This window comes from bacterium, from assembly GCA_035308905.1.
Lineage (GTDB): Bacteria > Sysuimicrobiota > Sysuimicrobiia > Sysuimicrobiales > Segetimicrobiaceae > DASSJF01.
On the sequence record DATGFS010000036.1, the window covers coordinates 13762 to 29595 of the forward strand.

Genomic DNA, 15834 nt, shown 5'->3' on the forward strand with positions numbered 1-15834 from the left:
ATCGTCGTCCCGGCGGCCGGCGCTCGCCGGCCTCGGGTCTTCGCAGTTTCCGGTCACCCGCGCTCAGCCCACACGGGCCGCCGCCCGGGGCAGCCCCTCAGCCACCGGGCGGAACCGCCGCACGAACTCGTCCTCGGCAAGACGCCCCGCCGCCGCCAGCGTCCGGATCCTCGCGAGATCGGCGAAGTCCTCCGGGCGCAGCCGGATCATGTAGGACAGGTGCACGCCATACATTTCCGATTCCACGTCGACGCGGCGCACCCGGATGCGGCCGGTCGCCGGATCCATGATCTCGGCAAACGGGATGGGCACCAGCCGATCACCCTGCACCGTGACCATCGCACCGCTGCCGCCCTGCAGGAGGAAGCGGATCGCCGAGTACCCGAGGCCGCGGCAGTACTGGATGTCAAAGCCGTCCGGCGGCGCGCAGCGCAGTTCGTACCCGAGATCCAACGGTTGGATCTGTACGCGAAGCCCGCGCGACGCGAGGCTCTCGGCAACGCGGGCCCTGAGCAGGCGTCCGAGGTCCAGTTCGGCGAGGCGCAGGTTTCCGTAGCTGTCGCGCTCCACCGGACCGAGCGTCGCGGGATCCAGATTTTCCAGGAGTCCTTCGGCCAAGAGCGCAACGCCGTGCTCGCGGCCGTCGGCCAGGCGCTTGATGATCGCGCCCTCGAGGATGTCGGCGACGCGATCGAGCGGCAGGTGCGACGCGGGAAACTCTTCCGCACGGAACTCCTCCGGAATGATCGCGAGCGTAGCCCCCGCGGCTCCCGCCACGCCGAGCGCGAGATGCCCGGCATGCCGGCCCATCACCGTGACGAAGAACCACCGCCCGCCCGTCGCCGCGTCCTGCATGAGATTGTGCACCAGGTCCTTTCCGACGTTCACCGCGGTGGTGAACCCGAACGTCGGAATACCGGGCGGCAGCGGCAGGTCGTTGTCGATCGTCTTCGGCACGTGCACCGTGGCCAGCCGGCCCTTCATCGCCGCCGCCACCTGGGAGGCGCCGAAGGCGGTGTCGTCGCCGCCGATCGTGACGAGGTACGAGATCTCGAGGCGGCTCAGCGATTCGGTGACGCGCCGCAGGTCGTCCGGCGTCTTCGCCGGGTTCACCCGCGAGGTGCCGAGGATCGAGCCGCCCTCGAAATGGATGCGCGAGACGTCGTTGATGTCGAGGGCGCGTGCGCGGCTCAGATCGCCCGCCACGAGCGCCTGGAACCCGGTCTGCACGCCGACGACGCGCAGTCCGTGATTGCGCGCCTCGATCGTGGCCGCGGCGATCACCGCGTTGATGCCCGGCGACGGACCGCCGCCGACGACGATGGCCAATGTCTTCATGACCGCCTCCAAACCCCCGCACCCCGATTCTCCATCACGGCGCGGCGCCGCTCAAGCGGCGGCCGCCTGCGCCCCTGTCCCTCCTCCCAGCATAGGCGGCCGCGTCGGGGAGGCACATCGGGCGGCGGCGAAAAGGTGCATCGGGCGGGCACCCGATGACATGACGACGACGGCGCCGGACGGCGCATGACGGCGATATCCAACGAGCCCGGGACCGGCATCCCGTCGCGCCGCCTCCTCCTGTTCAACAACGTGCTGTCGGCGATCACCAACGGCGCGTGGTACGTCGTCGGTCCGTTCATTCCGCTCTACCTCGGGACCCTCGGCGCGTCCGCCGCGGTCGTCGGGCTGGTCATCGGCGCGGGCGGCATCGTGCCCCTGCTGATCGCGGTGCCGTCGGGCGCCATCGTCGACGCGTACGGCCCGGCGGTGGTGGCCGCGGGGTCGGTGACAGCCTACGTGATCGCCGGCGCAGCGCTCGCCGTCTTCCACAGCATCTGGGCCGTTACGCTCGCCTACACGCTGCTCGGCGCCGCCAACATCGGCTTCGCCGTCTCGGCGCAGGGCGTGGTCGCGTCGGTCAGCCCGCCCCGGGACCGGCTCGCCAACTTCGGCTACTACTCGGTGTGGAGCTCCGGCGGCGCCGTCGTCGGCCCGATCGTCGGGGGCGTCGTGACGGGCCAGTTCGGCTACGTCGCGGCATTTGCGCTCGCGGGCGCGCTCATGGCGCCGTGCTTCGCGCTGGCGAAAGCGCTGCGCGCCGTCGCCCCGGCGCCGCGGCCGGTGGTGTCGCTGGCGAAAGCCTACCATCTGGTGGGACCCATTCTGCGCTGCCCGGGCGTTCCGGCGGTGCTGCTCATCTCGTTCATCGTTGTGGCCGGCCAGACGCTGCAGCAGTCGTTCTATCCCATCTACCTGAGCCGCGCCGGGCTGTCGCGGAGCCTGATCGGGGTCGTGTTCGCGGCGATCAGCTTGAGCTCGATGCTGGTCCGGTCGCTCCTCGCGCCCGGCGCCGAGCGGCTCGGCACGGCGGGGCTCGTGCTGGCGGCGGCAGGGCTTATGGCGCTCTCGCTGGCGGTCACGCCGCTGCTGCGGGAATTCTGGCTCCTGGCCGGTGCCGGCGCCCTCATGGGCGCCGGCACCGGCCTCGCCTTCCCCCTGACGATGAACCTCATGACCGCGCCCGTGCCCCCCGAGCTCCAGGGGGTGGCGTTCGGCGTCCGCCAAGCCGTCCAGCGCGTGGCAACGGTCATCAGCCCGATGGTCTTCGGCGCCGTCATCGCGGCATACGGCTTGGGAACCGGCTTCGTGACCGGCGCGCTACTGCTTACGGCGGCGCTCCCGATCATCGCCCGGGCGGCAAGACCTCTCGGGCGGCCGGCAGCGCCGCCCGGGTGATTGCTACCTGCGTTTCCCGATGGGTATGTTTAGAATCGGTGGGGGGGCGCGGAGAAGATATCGGGCGGGGAGCGAACGCCAATTATTATCGGTCACGTTCTTGAGCGATTCATTCCGGCCGGCCTGAGAACCGTCGACCTGCGAAAAATCGTGATCGGCGGCGAGGGGCCCTACGACGCGGGCCGTTGGGCCGAAGCCACCGGCGACCTGCGCAGAGCCTCGATGCCGCTGAGCGATTCCCCGCACGTGAAACTACTCCAGCAGCACCGCCGGCTCGGCGAGCGGCTGTTCGAACGGGCGACGTTTGAGCACACGCCTTACTTCACGAACGCGGCACACGCCGTGCGGATCTGCGGCAGTTACTTCGGCCACCGAACGCGCGAGGGGATCGCCGAACAGGCCCGCTCGTTCATTCGCCTCTACGACCGGACCGCGCGCGGAGACGCGACCGAGGTGGAGTTCACGTACCGGCGCCGGCATTCGGCGCCCGCCTCGCTGCCGGTCGTCCGCGAAACGCTGACGCCCAATACCTTTCAGGTCAGCGACGGGCACCACCGCCTTGCGGTCGCGTGGCTCCTGGGCCGCCGCGAGGTGGCGGCGACGGCGGTCCCGCCGCGGGCCCCCACGGCGCTGCAGTCCCTCGTGCTGGCCTGCGCCCAAACGCGGGGCCGCCGGGAACTGTACCAGCCGATCGAGGGGCTCGAATTTGACGGCGCCTGGAACGTCGTGCGCCGGTGCGACGACCGCCTCGGGATGATGCTCAACTTCCTGGCGGCGGCGGGCCTTCCGGTCGCGGCGCTCTCGGTGCTCGACACCGCATGCTCCTACGGTTGGTTTGTCAACGAGTTCTCAAAGCGAGGCGGGGCCGCGATCGGCGTCGACGCGGATCTGGCCGCGTTGAAGGTCGGGCGGATCGCGTACGGGCTGCGCGCCGAGCAGACGGTGCACAGCGATCTGCATGCCTTTCTCTCCACCTGCGATCGGACGTGGGACGTCGTGCTGCTGCTCAGCGTGCTGCATCACTTCGTCTTGCACCCCAAGCGGGGAAGGCCGGACGAACTGCTGCGCAGGATCGATCGGGTGACCGGGACGTGCCTGTTCATCGACACGGGCCAGGCACACGAACGGTGGTGGCGCGGCGCGCTCGCGGACTGGGACAACGACTTTGTCATCGAGTACATCCGCCGGCACACTTCGTTTACACGGATCATCCCCCTCGGCACCGACGCCGACTACGCCGGACCTTACCGCCAGAACTACGGACGGACCCTCTTCGCCTGCCTGCGGAACTCGTAGAGCAACGAAATGTAAGAGAAAGTCCCGCCCGTTCGACCATCGGGTCCAGACCCGATTCCCGTCGGCCGCCGGACCGATGCGCGCCGCTCGGGACGGGTGTACGGTGAATTTGACGATGGGATGTACCCGTCGTTGGTACGGCATGGCAAGGAGGGGCGACGATGAGCATGATGCGGTGGGATCCGTTCTTCAGGTGGGAGTTCGAGGATCTGGGCGGTCTTCGCCGGTCGATGGACCGGGTCTTTGACGAGCTGCTGATGCGCACGCCGAGGCGGGCGACCCCAAAGGAGTGGGAGCCGTCGATCGAGATGTTCGAGACGAACACCGAGGTGATTGTCCGGGCTGAACTGCCCAACATCGACCCGAAGAAGGTCGATATCACCGTGACCGAAGACACGGTGACGCTGCGGGGCGAGACGAAGCACGAGGAAGAGCAGAAGGAACGCAACTACTACTACCGTGAGCTGCTGTACGGGGCGTTCACCCGCACCCTGAAGCTGCCTGCGGAGGTGAAAGGCACGGAAGCCAAGGCCGTCTACAAGGACGGTGTGCTGGAGGTGAAGATCCCCAAGGCCGAGCACGTGAAGCCGATCCCGGTGAAGGTGCAGGCGGCGGCCTGACGACCTGAGGTCGCGCGTCTGCAGTAACGGCGGCCGGCTTTGCCGGCCGCCGTCGCCTTTTATATATCTTAGAGCACCGTCAGGCGGGACCGCCCCGGTGCATCGCGTGCAGGCGGCGCATGACGCCGCTGCCGCCCTCGCCGAAATGCCGCGCCAACTCGAGGTAGTCCGCGTACAGGCCGTTATAAACGCGGCGTGCCGCGCCGTCCGGCCGGTAGACGACGCGCTCGGCGCTGCCCATCCGGCGGATGATGTCCGTCATATCGGGCGCCGCATCCGCCGCGGCGACGGCGTAGATCGCCGCGCCGACGGCCGATGCGTCCGGCACACGCGCCGCCGCGATCGGCCGCCCGGTCACGTCCGCGGTGATCTGCAGCAGCAGTGCATTGCGTTCGGCCAGACCGCCGCAGGCGTGGATACCCGTCACCGGGACGCCCCCGGCCTCGAACGTGTCGATGACCCGGCGGGTGCCGTAGGCCGTGGCCTCGAGCAGCGCCCGGTAGATCTCGGACGGCTCCGTGGTCAGCGTGAGGCCCAGCACGGCTCCCGACAGCTGGCCGTCAACCAGCGGCGTCCGGCATCCGTTCCACCAATCGAGGGCGAGCAGGCCCGACGCGCCTGGGGCGATCCGGGCGGCCTCCTCCCCCAACCGCTCGAACGCGACGCCCTCCACGTATCGCGCGGGAACCGCGGTGCGCACGAACCACAGGAAGATGTCGCCGACCGACGCCTGGCCGGCCTCGTACCCGAACGACCCCGGAAGAATGCCGTCCGCCACCACGCCCGAGATCCCCCGCAGCGGCAGGCGGCGGGGATCCATGAGCATATGGCAGGTCGAGGTCCCCATAATCATGACAAGCTGGCCGGCGTCGTGCACGCCCAGCGCCGGCACGGCCGCGTGTGCGTCGATCACTGCGACGGCGACCGGGGTGCCGGCCCGCAACCCGGTGCGCGACGCCCAGGCCGGAACGAGCCCGCCCGCCTGTGTGCCCACCGGACGCGGGGCCTCCGCCAGACGGTCCAGTAGTTCCGGCAGCGCCGGATCGAGCCGGCGCCAGAACTCACGAGGAGGATAGCCGCTGTCCTTCTGCCAGTGCGCCTTGTACCCGGCTTGACCGGCGCTGCGCACTTCCGCGCCGGTCAACTGCCACACCAGCCAATCGCCGCCCTCGATCCAGCGGGCCGCGGCACGGGAGAGCGCCCCCGGCGCCTCCGCCAGCAGCTGCCACCCTTTCGCCCACATCCACTCCGACGACGTCTTGCCGCCGTAGAGCGCCAGGAACTCGCCGCCCGGCTCCGCGGCGTGCGCATTGATGCGATCGGCGTAGGGCTGCGCGGCGTGGTGCTTCCAGAGCTTCGGCCACGCGTGCGGCTCGCGGGCGAAGTCCGGGAGCAGGCACAACGGGGTGCCGTCGGCCGTCGACGGCAGCACCGTGCAGGACGTGAAGTCGATCCCGATCGCGGCGACGTCCGCGGGGGCGCCCGCGGCGCCGGCCATCGCCCGCAGCAGCGTCTCGGCGGCGGCGAGCCAGTCCGCGGGATGCTGCAGCGCCCAGTCCGGCGGGAGGCGCGTACCGCCGTCGGGAAGCGCGCGGTCGAGCACACCGTGCGGGTACGGAGCGGTGGAAGCGGCGATGACGCGTCCGGTGCCCGTATCTACCAGCACCGCGCGCGCCGATTCGGTGCCGAAGTCGAGCCCGATCGCGCAGCGTCCCATCGGGAGGGCTCAGGCGAACACGCGATAGTCGATCCCGAACATCTTCGCCGCCCAGACGAGTTCCTCGACGTAATCGCCGTACACGCCGTGAATGTGGTTGCTGTCGTACTCGGACAGGAACACGTCGGGCGCCACCCGGAACCGCGCGAACGCGTGCGGCCACACCGGCGTCGTCGCCGCAGCCTTGGCCTGGGCGACCTCGGCGGGAAATTCGACGAACTCGCCCGGCACGATCGCGAGCCAGTACTTGCCCTGGCGCCGCGCGAGCCGCGCCAAGGTCACCGGCCCCGGGGCGGCAATGTGCATCACCGAGGCGCCGCCGGCGGGGAAGTACACGTCCGCGGGGTACAGGTGCACGCGGCGCAGATTCACGGCCGGGTCGAACGACCGGCCGGCGAAATACGTCGCGTGCTCGCCGGAATTGCAGAGGTCCCAGACGTCGTCGGCGGAGTCGTAGTGGCGTACGTCGGCGAACAGCACCGGCGTCTCCGCGATGTGCTTGAAGATCTCCATCGTCAAGGCCCCGTCGCTGTCCGCCTCCGTCGCGCAGACGATCGGATCGTGCGGCCCTTCCCAGTCGTAGGGATCGTTGAGCAGCGCCTCCGCCACGTCCATCGTCGCGAAGTGGTTCGTCATCTCGGGCTGTCCCTTGATGCCGCAGAAGGCGCACCGCCACTCGTCGAGCAGCTCGCGCACGGCGAGATAGGACTTCAGCTGCCGGCGGAGCAGCGCCGGCGTCAGCAGTTTGCCGTCGTAGTGGATGGTCGCGCCGTGCCGCTCAAGCCAGGCCACGCCGTCGGCCACCCGGGCGTCCGGCATCGCCTCGCTGCGCCGGACGATCTCGTACTGGTCGATGTGCTCGATGTCGATGCCGAACTGCCGCCGCCACTGGTCGAGCGCGGGGACGGCCGTGTACATGCCCATCGAGCGTCCCCCGATCAGCCCGTAGACCTCGCCGCGCAGGCGGTTCTTCGCCATCGCCGGGCGCAGGAACCGCAGCACCCGCGCGAAGACGGCGTCCTCGGCGATATCGCCGGAGATGCGGCCGCAGAACACGCCGACCTGATCGAGGCTGCCGGCCGCGGCCAACATGGCGACGAGACCCGGGTACTGCGGGTTTACGTTGCTGAGCAGAAGGATCGGCTGCGGCACAAATTCCGACGCGATCGCGGAAAAATGCGGGAACGCCCAGATGCCGTAATTGAAGATCACCGCCTCGACGCCCTGCGCGGCGAGGTAGCGGCCCTCCTGTTGCGCGAGGTCGGTCGTCCACACGATCTCGCGGCCGGCCACGACGTCCCAGCCGGCCTCCTCCAGCCGTCCGACGAGCCGCTGCTGAAACTGCCGGGTCAGGGGCAGCAGGCTTTGGTGCATGTGCGGCCGGCCGTCGGAGAAGGTCAGGATCCCCACTTTCGGGCGTTTCATGTCGCTCCCCCCATGCGGCGGCGCCGTTGTCCGGCGGCCGCCGATCTAACCCTTGATGCCGGTCATCGTGATGCCCTGCGTGAAGTAGCGCTGCAGCAGGAAGAACGCAATCAGCGCCGGCGCCGTCGCCATGACCGCCGAGGCCAGCGGCGGCCCGAACGCGGGTGCCGAGCCGCTCGTGCCGGCCTGGGCGCCCATGTACTGCGCGATCCCCACCGGCAGCGTGCGCGCGCGGTCGCTGCTGGTCGCGATCAGCGGCCAGAGAAAGTTGTTCCAGGAACTGACGAACGTGAGCGCCGCGACGGCGGCCATCGACGGCCGGCTCAGCGGGAGCACGACACGGGAGAAGACCTGCAGGTCGCTCGCACCGTCGATGCGCGCGGCCTCCTCCAGCTCGGCCGGAATATTCAGAAAGAACTGCCGCATCAGGAACACGCCGGTCACGTTCGCCGTGGTGGGCAGGATCAGCGCCTGAAACGTGTCGAGCATCCGCCACTCCGCGAACACCACGAACAGCGGGATCACGGTCACCTGGATCGGCACGAGCAGCATCGAGATGATCGTGCTGTAGATCACGCCGCTGCCGGGAAAGGCGAACCGCGCGAGGGCGTATCCGGCCATCGCGTCCAGCACGACGACGATGCCGGTGGCGATCACCGCGACCACCACGCTGTTGACGGTCCAGCGGAGGAAGGCGTACTTGGCCAGTACCTGCCGGAAGTTCTCGAGCGTCCAGGTCTCCGGAATCCAGTGCGGCACTGCCGAGAGGATCTGGCCTTCGGGCTTGAGCGAGGTCGAGACCATCCAGACGATCGGCGCCAGCGCGATCAGCACCGCGGCGATCTCCGCCCCGTACAGGACCGCCGCCGCGGCGCGCCGCCGCGCCAGGCGGGCCGCGCCGCCCGCGGGGCGCACGGCCGGGGCGGTGGCGGAGGCGACCGTGCCGTTGGACGGGCTCACAGCGACGCCTCCGACGGCAGGAGGCGCTGCTGCAGCCACGCCATCGCCAGCAGCAGCGCGAACGTGATGTAGGCGATCGCCGACCCGTACCCGAGCTTGAACGTCTGGAACGCCTGGAAGAAGAGGTACTGCACGAGGGTGAGCGTGGCCGTGCCCGGACCGCCGCCGGTCATCACGTAGACCTGGTCGAACACCTGAAACGTATTGATGATGGTCAGCATCACGACGACGAACGTCGTCGGCCGCAGCACGGGAATCGTCACGAACCAGAGGATCTGCCACGGCCCCGCGCCATCCACGCGCGCCGACTCTTCCAGCTGCGGCGGGATGTCCTGGAGCCCGGCGAGGAAGATCACCATGTTGTAGCCGACCGTCCACCACACGGTCGTGAGCGCGATCGCCGGCATCGCCGCGGCGTCGCTCGACAGCCACGGGATCGGTCCGAGATGCACCTTGGCCAGGTAGTAGTTGAGCAGCCCGAAGTTGCTGTCGAGGATCCAGGTCCAGAGGATGCCGACCACCGCCGACATCATCGCGTAGGGCGCGAAGATCAGCACCCGCGCCGCGCCGCGGCCGGCCAGGGGCCGGTTCAGCACCAGCGCCAGCACGAACCCGAGCCCGATCAGGGCCGGCGCGGTCAGCACGAGGAAGTAGAACGTGTTGCGTACGGACGTGTAGAACAGCGGGTCCCGCGCGAGCGCCGCGTAGTTCGCGAGGCCGACGAACCGCGGGGCGCCGACGATGCTCCACGACGTGAAGCTCGTCAGGAAGCCGCCGACCACCGGCCCGAACCGGAACAGCACGAAGACCACGAGGTAGGGCAGCAAGAACAGGTACGGCGTCGGCCGCGTCCCGCCGTGGTACGGACGGCGGCCGTGCGCGGTGGCCGGAAGAACCTGCATCGTTTAGATATGGGTCGGGCCACCCCGCCCCGAGGGCGGGGTGGCCCGAACGGCACTAAGGCGCCGACAGAATCGCGTTGATCTGGTTCCGCAGCTGCTGGGTCACCTGCGCGACGGGCTGGTCGCGGACGAGCGCGGCCTGCGCGGCGACCACGATCGGGCTCGGCGCCGCGGACGAGTACAGCTGCGCCGAGGGCCGGACGTCCGGCAGCATGATCTCAAACGCCTGGGACTCAAGGAATCCCCGGCGCCCTGGCAGGGCCCGGAAGGCCGCCGACGTGCGCGCGGAAAGAAGCGCCGGCAGGTTGCCGGACAGCCCCCACTCCTGGTCGTGGTGCACGATCCATGCTGCGAGCGTCATCGCGGCCTGCTCGCGCGCCTTGTTGGCCTGCTTCGGAATCGTCAGCAGGTGGCCGCTCCCCCACGCCGCCGGCGCCGCGAACACGCGCGGGAACGTGGTGGTGGTCCAGTTCAGCCCGCCCACCTTCTGCAGCCCCGGGATCTCCCACGGCCCGTCGATCAGCAGGGCCACGTGCTTCGTCACGAAGTCCTGATACGGGTTCGTCTCGCCGACCGGGACGACGTGATCCTTGAACACGAGGTCCTGCAGCCACTGCCACGCCGCGTTGGCCTTCGCGTCGCTGAACGCGGTTCTGGAGAAGTCGGGCGCGAGGAACGGATCGCCCTGCTGCGCGAGCAGCGCGTAGAACATGTAAAACCCGTGATGGTTGTTCATCATGCCGAGGCCGTACTGGCGGATGGCCCGCGCATCGAATCCCGGATCGTCGGGATGGCGGCCGGCGCCGTCCACCGTCAGCCGCTTCGCCGCGGCGACGAAATCCGTGCCGGTGACGGGCAGCTTGTTCGGGTCGAGGCCCGCGGCCTTCCAAAGGTCCAGGTTGACGTAGACCGCGTGCATGTGCATGTCGAGCGGGATCGCGTACTGCGTTCCGCCCGAAAACGTGCCGCGCCACGCCACGTCCATGAAGTCCGAGGCCTTGAAGCCGGCCGCGGCCACGGTTTCGCCCATGGGCTCGAGGATGCCGAGCGACGAGAACTGGGCGATGTCCTGCGAATGCATCGCCATCAGGTCCGGCGGCTGGCCCGCGCGCACGCTGGTCAGCAGCTTGTCGAAGAGCGGCGTCCACTGCAGCGTCGTGAGCGTCACCCGGATGTCCGGGTGTTCCTTGTTGAACTGATCGACCATCTGATGCATCACGTCGCCGTCCGGCCCGGTCCAGCCGCCCCAGAACACCAGGTCCAGCGGAGCCGCGGCGCCGGCCGGCGGCACCATCGGGACCGCGACAAACGCCGCGAGGAGCACGCACAATCCGAGGCACCAGCGGTGTGTCATCGACCGTCCCCCTATTCCCGCGCCTGTTTGCGTTGCCCGAATCACCGATACGATTCGGCGCGGACGTTACCTCTTCCAGAGTACCCCGGGCGGGCGGCCGGGGCCATCGGGCGGCAGTCTGAGACGGGCCGGAGCAACGCTGTATGCGACGCGGGCGGGGGGGGCGCACAGGACTCCCCTCGCTCCCGCCCGAACGCGCCACGCGTGCCGGAGACCCGCTGGGAAGACCGCATCCCCAGGTGGTCCGACGCTGATCGGACCGGGGAGCCGCTCGGCCACCATCCGTCGGTTGCTCGCGGACCGCTCGCCGTCGGTTTGTGGGCCGCCCCGGCGGTCGTGCCTTCGGGCGACGGCGCACCGGACGGTCGCGACCTCATCATCGCCTCGTGGGATGCCTGCTTCGAAGGCGGCGTCTACCGGTTCACCGGCCTCGACGAATGCCTCGACGTCGCCGGACCCGGCGCCAGGATCCCCGGCATGTTCGGAAACGTCGATCCCGTGCCGGGCGCGACACCCCCGCTCTTCGTGGGGGCGAGCCGGGAACGTCCGGAAATCTTACTGTTCTCCGAGGGCGGCGGCGCGCCGGCGGCGTTCGACGTCCACATTGCGTGGGTCCGTGGAGCGGAAACGCTCCACGTCGTGCGGGCGTGCGATTTCGACGGCGACGGTGTGTGGGATCTGCTCATCGGCACGGACGACTGGTCGGACTACTGGCCGGACGGGCGCGAGTGGAACGATCCGGGCTACCGGCCGTACGGCGCGGCCGGCGCGTGGCGCGGGGGACCGCTTAGAGGCCATGTCTACGCGGCACGCAACACGGGGAGTGCGGCGCGACCGCGCTTCGAGCGTGCGGTGCCGCTCACATGCGGCGGCCGGCCTCTAGAAGTCTACGGAACGGCCGCGCCGGCGTGGGCGGATTTTCTCGGCCGCGGGCAACCCGATCTCGTCTGCGGGGATTTCCTCGATCACCTCTGGTTCTTCCGCCGTCGCGGGCCGCTCGAGTTCGATCGCGCTGCCGCGGTGCTCGGCCCGGACGGGTCGCCGCTTGCGCTGCCGCAAAACATCCACGTGCCGGTCGCGGTCACCGGGCGAGCGGGCTCCGGGGTGGGACGCGCGCCGGCGCTGCTCGTGGGCGCGGAAGACGGATTTGTCCGGCGGCTCGATCCCGTCCCCGGCCCGTCCGCCGTGCCGGCCTACGATGGGCCGCAGCCCGTCCGCATGCCGCATCCTCCGCTGCATCCCGGCGTCGAACCCGTCCCGGTCGTGTGCGACTGGTCCGGCAGCGGGCGACTCGATCTGATCGTCGGCACCGCCGGAGGATGGCTGTCATGGTACCCCGACCTCGGGGGAGACGACGAACTGCGGCGATACGGGGAGCCGGTCGCGCTGCGGACCGCGGCGGGACCGATTCGCGTTCAGGCCGGCGAGCGCGGCTCCATCCAGGGACCGTCGGAAATGAAATGGGGCTATCTCTCTCCGACCGCGGCGGACTGGGACGGCGACGGCCGCCCTGACGTGCTGGCGAGCGACATCATGGGACGTCATCTCGTGTTCATGCGCACCGCAGACCCGGCCGTGCTCGAAGCGCCGCGTGAATTGCGTTACGCCGGGGCGCCGCTGCGCACGGTGTGGCGGGTGCGACCGGCGGTCACAACGTGGGGAACGGCGGGCGGAGCGCCGCGGTACGTGTGTGTCGACGGTGACGGCGTGCTCGTGGATTTCGCGCGGCAGAACGCCGAGACGCTGGAAGCGAAACGACGCCTCTCCTATGCGGACGGCACGCCGATCGGGTTTACGGAGGATCGCGGCGGTGGACTCGGCCGAGTCAAACTGGCCGTCTGCGACTGGACCGGTTCGGGGCGCGGCGATCTCCTGGTGGGGACGCACGCCCGCGCGTCGGTCCCGCCCGGAGCGACCGGCGTTCCCCGACACACGCACGGCCAGGCGACCGTGCTGGTCTTCGAAAACGTGGGCATGCCCGGGCGGCCCGTCTTCGCGGCCGCGCGTCAGCTATACTCTCGCGGCCGCCCGGTTCGCTTCGGCATGCACTCGTGCGCGCCCGCTCCGTTCAACCGGCGCGGGCGGAAGGCGCCCGACCTTGTGGTGGGCACCGAGAGCGGCACGCTGCTCGTGCTCAGACGGGAACACCTCACATGGTAAAACGGCGCTAACTGTGCAGCGTCGCCACCCAGGCGCCGTCCGAGCACTTCCCGTTGTCGGTGATCGTGGTGTCGTAGTTCCAGCTCACGTACTTGTTGCTGCCTTCCAACTGCTGGCCCGCGTTGATGCCCTCGCCGGTGTACAGTCGGATCGTGAAGGTGGACCCCCGCAGCGGGCCGTTGTCGTTCACCAGGACCGCCGATTCGCCCGGTGCGAAGACCCAATAGGACGAGTCCTCACGGAACCCGACCACCGCCACGCTGATCGTTTCGCCGCGACTGTTCTTGACGTCGAGACACGTCGAGGCCGTCTGGGCGTGCACCGGCGCCACCGGCAGCGCGACTGGGATCGCGAGCCCTACCACGATCGTCGCCGCCACCCAACCAGCCCGAAGGCCACCGCCTCTCCGTGCAGCCGTTCTCTCCATCTCCGTTTCCCCTCCGTGTACCGCGCGCACGTATCATGCCCATTAGACCGAGCGAGTAGCGGGGCGAACGGCGCCCGTCCGAGAATATCAACCCGGCGTCTGATTGAGCATCGGGCCCTGCCCGCAGCGCGGCTGTATGCCGAATCGGTTGCCCGTCGGATGGCGGGCGTCTCCCCGCTCGGATACCGTGTGAAGGGCGGGACACGAAGCGTCCGCGCCGGAAACGAGGACGAGCGGTGAGGCCCGAATGATCGTCGGCGTCGCCAAAGAAACCCGGACCGGGGAACAGCGCGTCGCGTTGGTTCCGGCCACGATCCCTCTTCTCACCAAGGCCGGCCACCAAGTCCTGGTGGAGGCCGGCGCGGGAACGGCGGCCGGGTATCCCGACCCGCCCTACGCCGAGCACGGCGCGCGGATTGCGCCGGCGCGGGCGGAGGTGTTCGCCGGGGCCGACGCGGTGGCTCAGGTCCTCTGCTACAGCGCCGCGAACGGTGAGGGCCGGGCGGACCTGGCCGGCCTGCGGCGCGGCCAGGTCCTGGTGGGCTTGATGGATCCCCTCGCGTCGCCCGAGACCGTCCGGGAAATCGCGGCGACCGGCGTCACCGCGTTTGCAATGGAGCTGATGCCGCGCATCACCCGCGCGCAGAGCATGGACGCGCTGTCGGCGATGGCGACGGTGAGCGGCTACAAGGCGGTGCTGCTCGCCGCCGCGGCGCTGCCGCGCATGTTCCCGATGCTCACGACCGCGGCGGGCACCATCACCCCGGCGCGTGTCTTCGTGATCGGCGCCGGCGTGATGGGCCTGCAGGCGATCGCAACGGCCCGGCGCCTCGGAGCCAACGTGTCCGCCTACGACGTGCGCCCGGCGGCGCGTGAGGAGGTCGTCTCGGTCGGCGCGCGCTTCGTCGAGCTGCCGCTCGACACCGCGACCGCGCAGGACACCGGCGGGTACGCGCGGGCGCAGGACGAGGCCTTCTACCGGCGCCAGCGCGAGCTGCTGACGCAAACGGTCGCCGGAAGCGACGTCGTCATTACGACCGCGGCCGTCCCGGGGAAGCGGGCGCCCGTGCTCGTCACCGCGGACATGGTCGCGGCGATGGCGCCGGGCTCCGTGATCGTCGACTGCGCCGCCGACCACGGCGGCAACTGCGAATCGAGCCGTCCCGGCGAGACCACGGTCGCGCGGGGAGTCACGATTATCGCGCCGCTGCAGCTGGCCGGGTCGATCCCCGCCCACGCGAGTCAGCTGTACGCGCGGACGATCGCGGCGTTCCTGCTGCACATCAGCCGCGACGGCGCGCTTCACGTCGACCCGGACGACGAGATCGTACGCGAGACCCTTGTCGCCCAGAACGGCGAGGTCGTCCAGCCGAGGGTGCGCGAGGCGTTGGGACTCGGGCCGCTCGAATCTGCGGCCGCCGCGCCGCACGCGGCCAACGGAGGCGAAGCGTGACCAACGACCTCACAACCGGACTCTACGTGTTCATGCTGGCGACGTTCCTCGGCTTCGAGGTGATCCGCCGGGTCTCACCCCTGCTCCACACGCCGCTGATGTCGCTCACCAACGCGATTTCGGCCATCGCCATCATCGGCTCGCTCGTGATGGCCGGCGAGCAGCGGACGGCGCTCAGTACGGTGCTCGGCACGCTCGCCGTGACCGCGTCCATGACCAACGTGGTCGGCGGCTTTCTCATCACCGACCGCATGCTGCGGATGTTCAAGCGGAAGTAGCGGCCGATGCTCGATACCGCGGTCACCCTGGTGTACATCCTGGCCGCCGGGCTGTTCATCCTGGCGCTGAAGTGGCTGAGCGCCCCGGCCACGGCGCGCCACGGCGTGCTGGCCGGCGAGATCGGCATGCTGCTCGCTATCGTCGGCACCCTCGTGCGGACCCACATCGTCAGCTACGAATGGATCCTGATCGGGCTCGTCCTGGGCTCGGCGATCGGCACGCCGATGGGCCTCTTCATGCCGATGACCGCGGTCCCGCAGCGGACCGCCCTCTCCCACGCCTTCGGCGCCCTCGCCGCGGCGCTCGTCGGCGCCGGCGAGTACTATCTGCAGGCGCCGCGCATCGGCACGTTCACGATGACCGCGCTCGCGATCGAGGTCGTGCTCGGCAGCCTCACGTTCACCGGCAGCCTCATGGCGTTCGGCAAGCTCCAGGAGCTGCTCCCCACCCGCCCGATCACCTACCGCGGGCAGAACGTGATGAACCTGTCGCTCCTGGCGGTGAC

The 15834-nt window shown here is 69.8% G+C and carries 14 protein-coding genes; 7 read left to right on the forward strand and 7 right to left on the reverse strand.

Going from position 1 to position 15834, the window contains the following annotated elements; genetic code table 11:
• Positions 1 to 63: 63 nt before the first annotated feature.
• Positions 64 to 1338: a diphosphate--fructose-6-phosphate 1-phosphotransferase gene (gene pfp / locus VKT83_11590; protein HLY23097.1), complete on the reverse strand. Its 1275-nt coding sequence runs from the start codon at positions 1336 to 1338 to the stop codon at positions 64 to 66.
• A gap of 186 nt (positions 1339 to 1524) precedes the next feature.
• Between pfp and VKT83_11595 the strand changes: the two genes are divergently transcribed.
• From VKT83_11595 to VKT83_11605, 3 genes are all read left to right on the forward strand, one after another.
• Positions 1525 to 2736: an MFS transporter gene (locus tag VKT83_11595; protein ID HLY23098.1), complete on the forward strand. Its 1212-nt coding sequence runs from the start codon at positions 1525 to 1527 to the stop codon at positions 2734 to 2736.
• A gap of 150 nt (positions 2737 to 2886) precedes the next feature.
• On the forward strand, positions 2887 to 4032 hold the full coding sequence (locus VKT83_11600) for a class I SAM-dependent methyltransferase (protein ID HLY23099.1): 1146 nt from the start codon (positions 2887 to 2889) through the stop codon (positions 4030 to 4032).
• Positions 4033 to 4193: 161 nt separating this feature from the next.
• Positions 4194 to 4652, forward strand: coding sequence for an Hsp20/alpha crystallin family protein (locus tag VKT83_11605; protein ID HLY23100.1), 459 nt, complete (start codon positions 4194 to 4196; stop codon positions 4650 to 4652).
• 79 nt (positions 4653 to 4731) lie between these two features.
• Here the strand turns inward: VKT83_11605 and VKT83_11610 are convergent, their stop codons facing one another.
• Genes VKT83_11610 through VKT83_11630 form a run of 5 tightly spaced genes read right to left on the reverse strand, consistent with a single transcriptional unit; the run spans position 4732 to position 11010 of the window.
• Positions 4732 to 6369, reverse strand: coding sequence for a ribulokinase (locus VKT83_11610; GenBank protein HLY23101.1), 1638 nt, complete (start codon positions 6367 to 6369; stop codon positions 4732 to 4734).
• Between the two features lie 9 nt (positions 6370 to 6378).
• Entirely contained in the window at positions 6379 to 7794 is a 1416-nt protein-coding gene (locus VKT83_11615) for an L-fucose/L-arabinose isomerase family protein (protein ID HLY23102.1), read from the reverse strand.
• 45 nt (positions 7795 to 7839) lie between these two features.
• A complete protein-coding gene (locus VKT83_11620) occupies positions 7840 to 8754 on the reverse strand; it encodes a carbohydrate ABC transporter permease (protein ID HLY23103.1) in 915 nt (304 codons plus the stop codon).
• A complete protein-coding gene (locus VKT83_11625) occupies positions 8751 to 9656 on the reverse strand; it encodes a sugar ABC transporter permease (protein ID HLY23104.1) in 906 nt (301 codons plus the stop codon). Before VKT83_11625 ends, VKT83_11620 begins: the two co-directional genes overlap by 4 nt.
• A 55-nt stretch (positions 9657 to 9711) precedes the next feature.
• Positions 9712 to 11010 (reverse strand): ABC transporter substrate-binding protein, encoded by a 1299-nt coding sequence (locus VKT83_11630; GenBank protein HLY23105.1) that lies wholly within the window; start codon positions 11008 to 11010, stop codon positions 9712 to 9714.
• 204 nt (positions 11011 to 11214) lie between these two features.
• Between VKT83_11630 and VKT83_11635 the strand changes: the two genes are divergently transcribed.
• Entirely contained in the window at positions 11215 to 13170 is a 1956-nt protein-coding gene (locus VKT83_11635) for a hypothetical protein (GenBank protein HLY23106.1), read from the forward strand.
• Between the two features lie 7 nt (positions 13171 to 13177).
• Here VKT83_11635 and VKT83_11640 read toward each other — a convergent pair whose 3' ends face one another.
• Positions 13178 to 13549: a hypothetical protein gene (locus VKT83_11640; GenBank protein HLY23107.1), complete on the reverse strand. Its 372-nt coding sequence runs from the start codon at positions 13547 to 13549 to the stop codon at positions 13178 to 13180.
• A 295-nt stretch (positions 13550 to 13844) separates the two neighbouring features.
• Here VKT83_11640 and VKT83_11645 point away from each other — a divergent pair, with 295 nt between their 5' ends.
• The 3 genes from VKT83_11645 to VKT83_11655 all read left to right on the forward strand — a co-directional run.
• Entirely contained in the window at positions 13845 to 15050 is a 1206-nt protein-coding gene (locus VKT83_11645) for an NAD(P) transhydrogenase subunit alpha (protein ID HLY23108.1), read from the forward strand.
• A 32-nt stretch (positions 15051 to 15082) separates the two neighbouring features.
• Positions 15083 to 15328 carry an NAD(P) transhydrogenase subunit alpha gene (locus tag VKT83_11650; protein ID HLY23109.1) on the forward strand — a complete coding sequence of 82 codons (246 nt, stop codon included), beginning with the start codon at positions 15083 to 15085 and terminating at the stop codon, positions 15326 to 15328.
• Positions 15329 to 15334: 6 nt separating this feature from the next.
• Positions 15335 to 15834: NAD(P)(+) transhydrogenase (Re/Si-specific) subunit beta (locus VKT83_11655; protein ID HLY23110.1), on the forward strand; the 500-nt coding region annotated here is incomplete at its 3' end.

Coding starts and splice junctions, on each gene's coding strand:
- pfp (HLY23097.1), bottom strand. CDS start 1,338: ATGAAGACATTGGCCATCGTCGTCGGCGGCGGTCCGTCGCCGGGCATC.
- VKT83_11595 (HLY23098.1), top strand. CDS start 1,525: ATGACGGCGATATCCAACGAGCCCGGGACCGGCATCCCGTCGCGCCGC.
- VKT83_11615 (HLY23102.1), bottom strand. CDS start 7,794: ATGAAACGCCCGAAAGTGGGGATCCTGACCTTCTCCGACGGCCGGCCG.
- VKT83_11605 (HLY23100.1), top strand. CDS start 4,194: ATGAGCATGATGCGGTGGGATCCGTTCTTCAGGTGGGAGTTCGAGGAT.
- VKT83_11645 (HLY23108.1), top strand. CDS start 13,845: ATGATCGTCGGCGTCGCCAAAGAAACCCGGACCGGGGAACAGCGCGTC.
- VKT83_11625 (HLY23104.1), bottom strand. CDS start 9,656: ATGCAGGTTCTTCCGGCCACCGCGCACGGCCGCCGTCCGTACCACGGC.
- VKT83_11610 (HLY23101.1), bottom strand. CDS start 6,369: ATGGGACGCTGCGCGATCGGGCTCGACTTCGGCACCGAATCGGCGCGC.
- VKT83_11630 (HLY23105.1), bottom strand. CDS start 11,010: ATGACACACCGCTGGTGCCTCGGATTGTGCGTGCTCCTCGCGGCGTTT.
- VKT83_11650 (HLY23109.1), top strand. CDS start 15,083: ATGCTGGCGACGTTCCTCGGCTTCGAGGTGATCCGCCGGGTCTCACCC.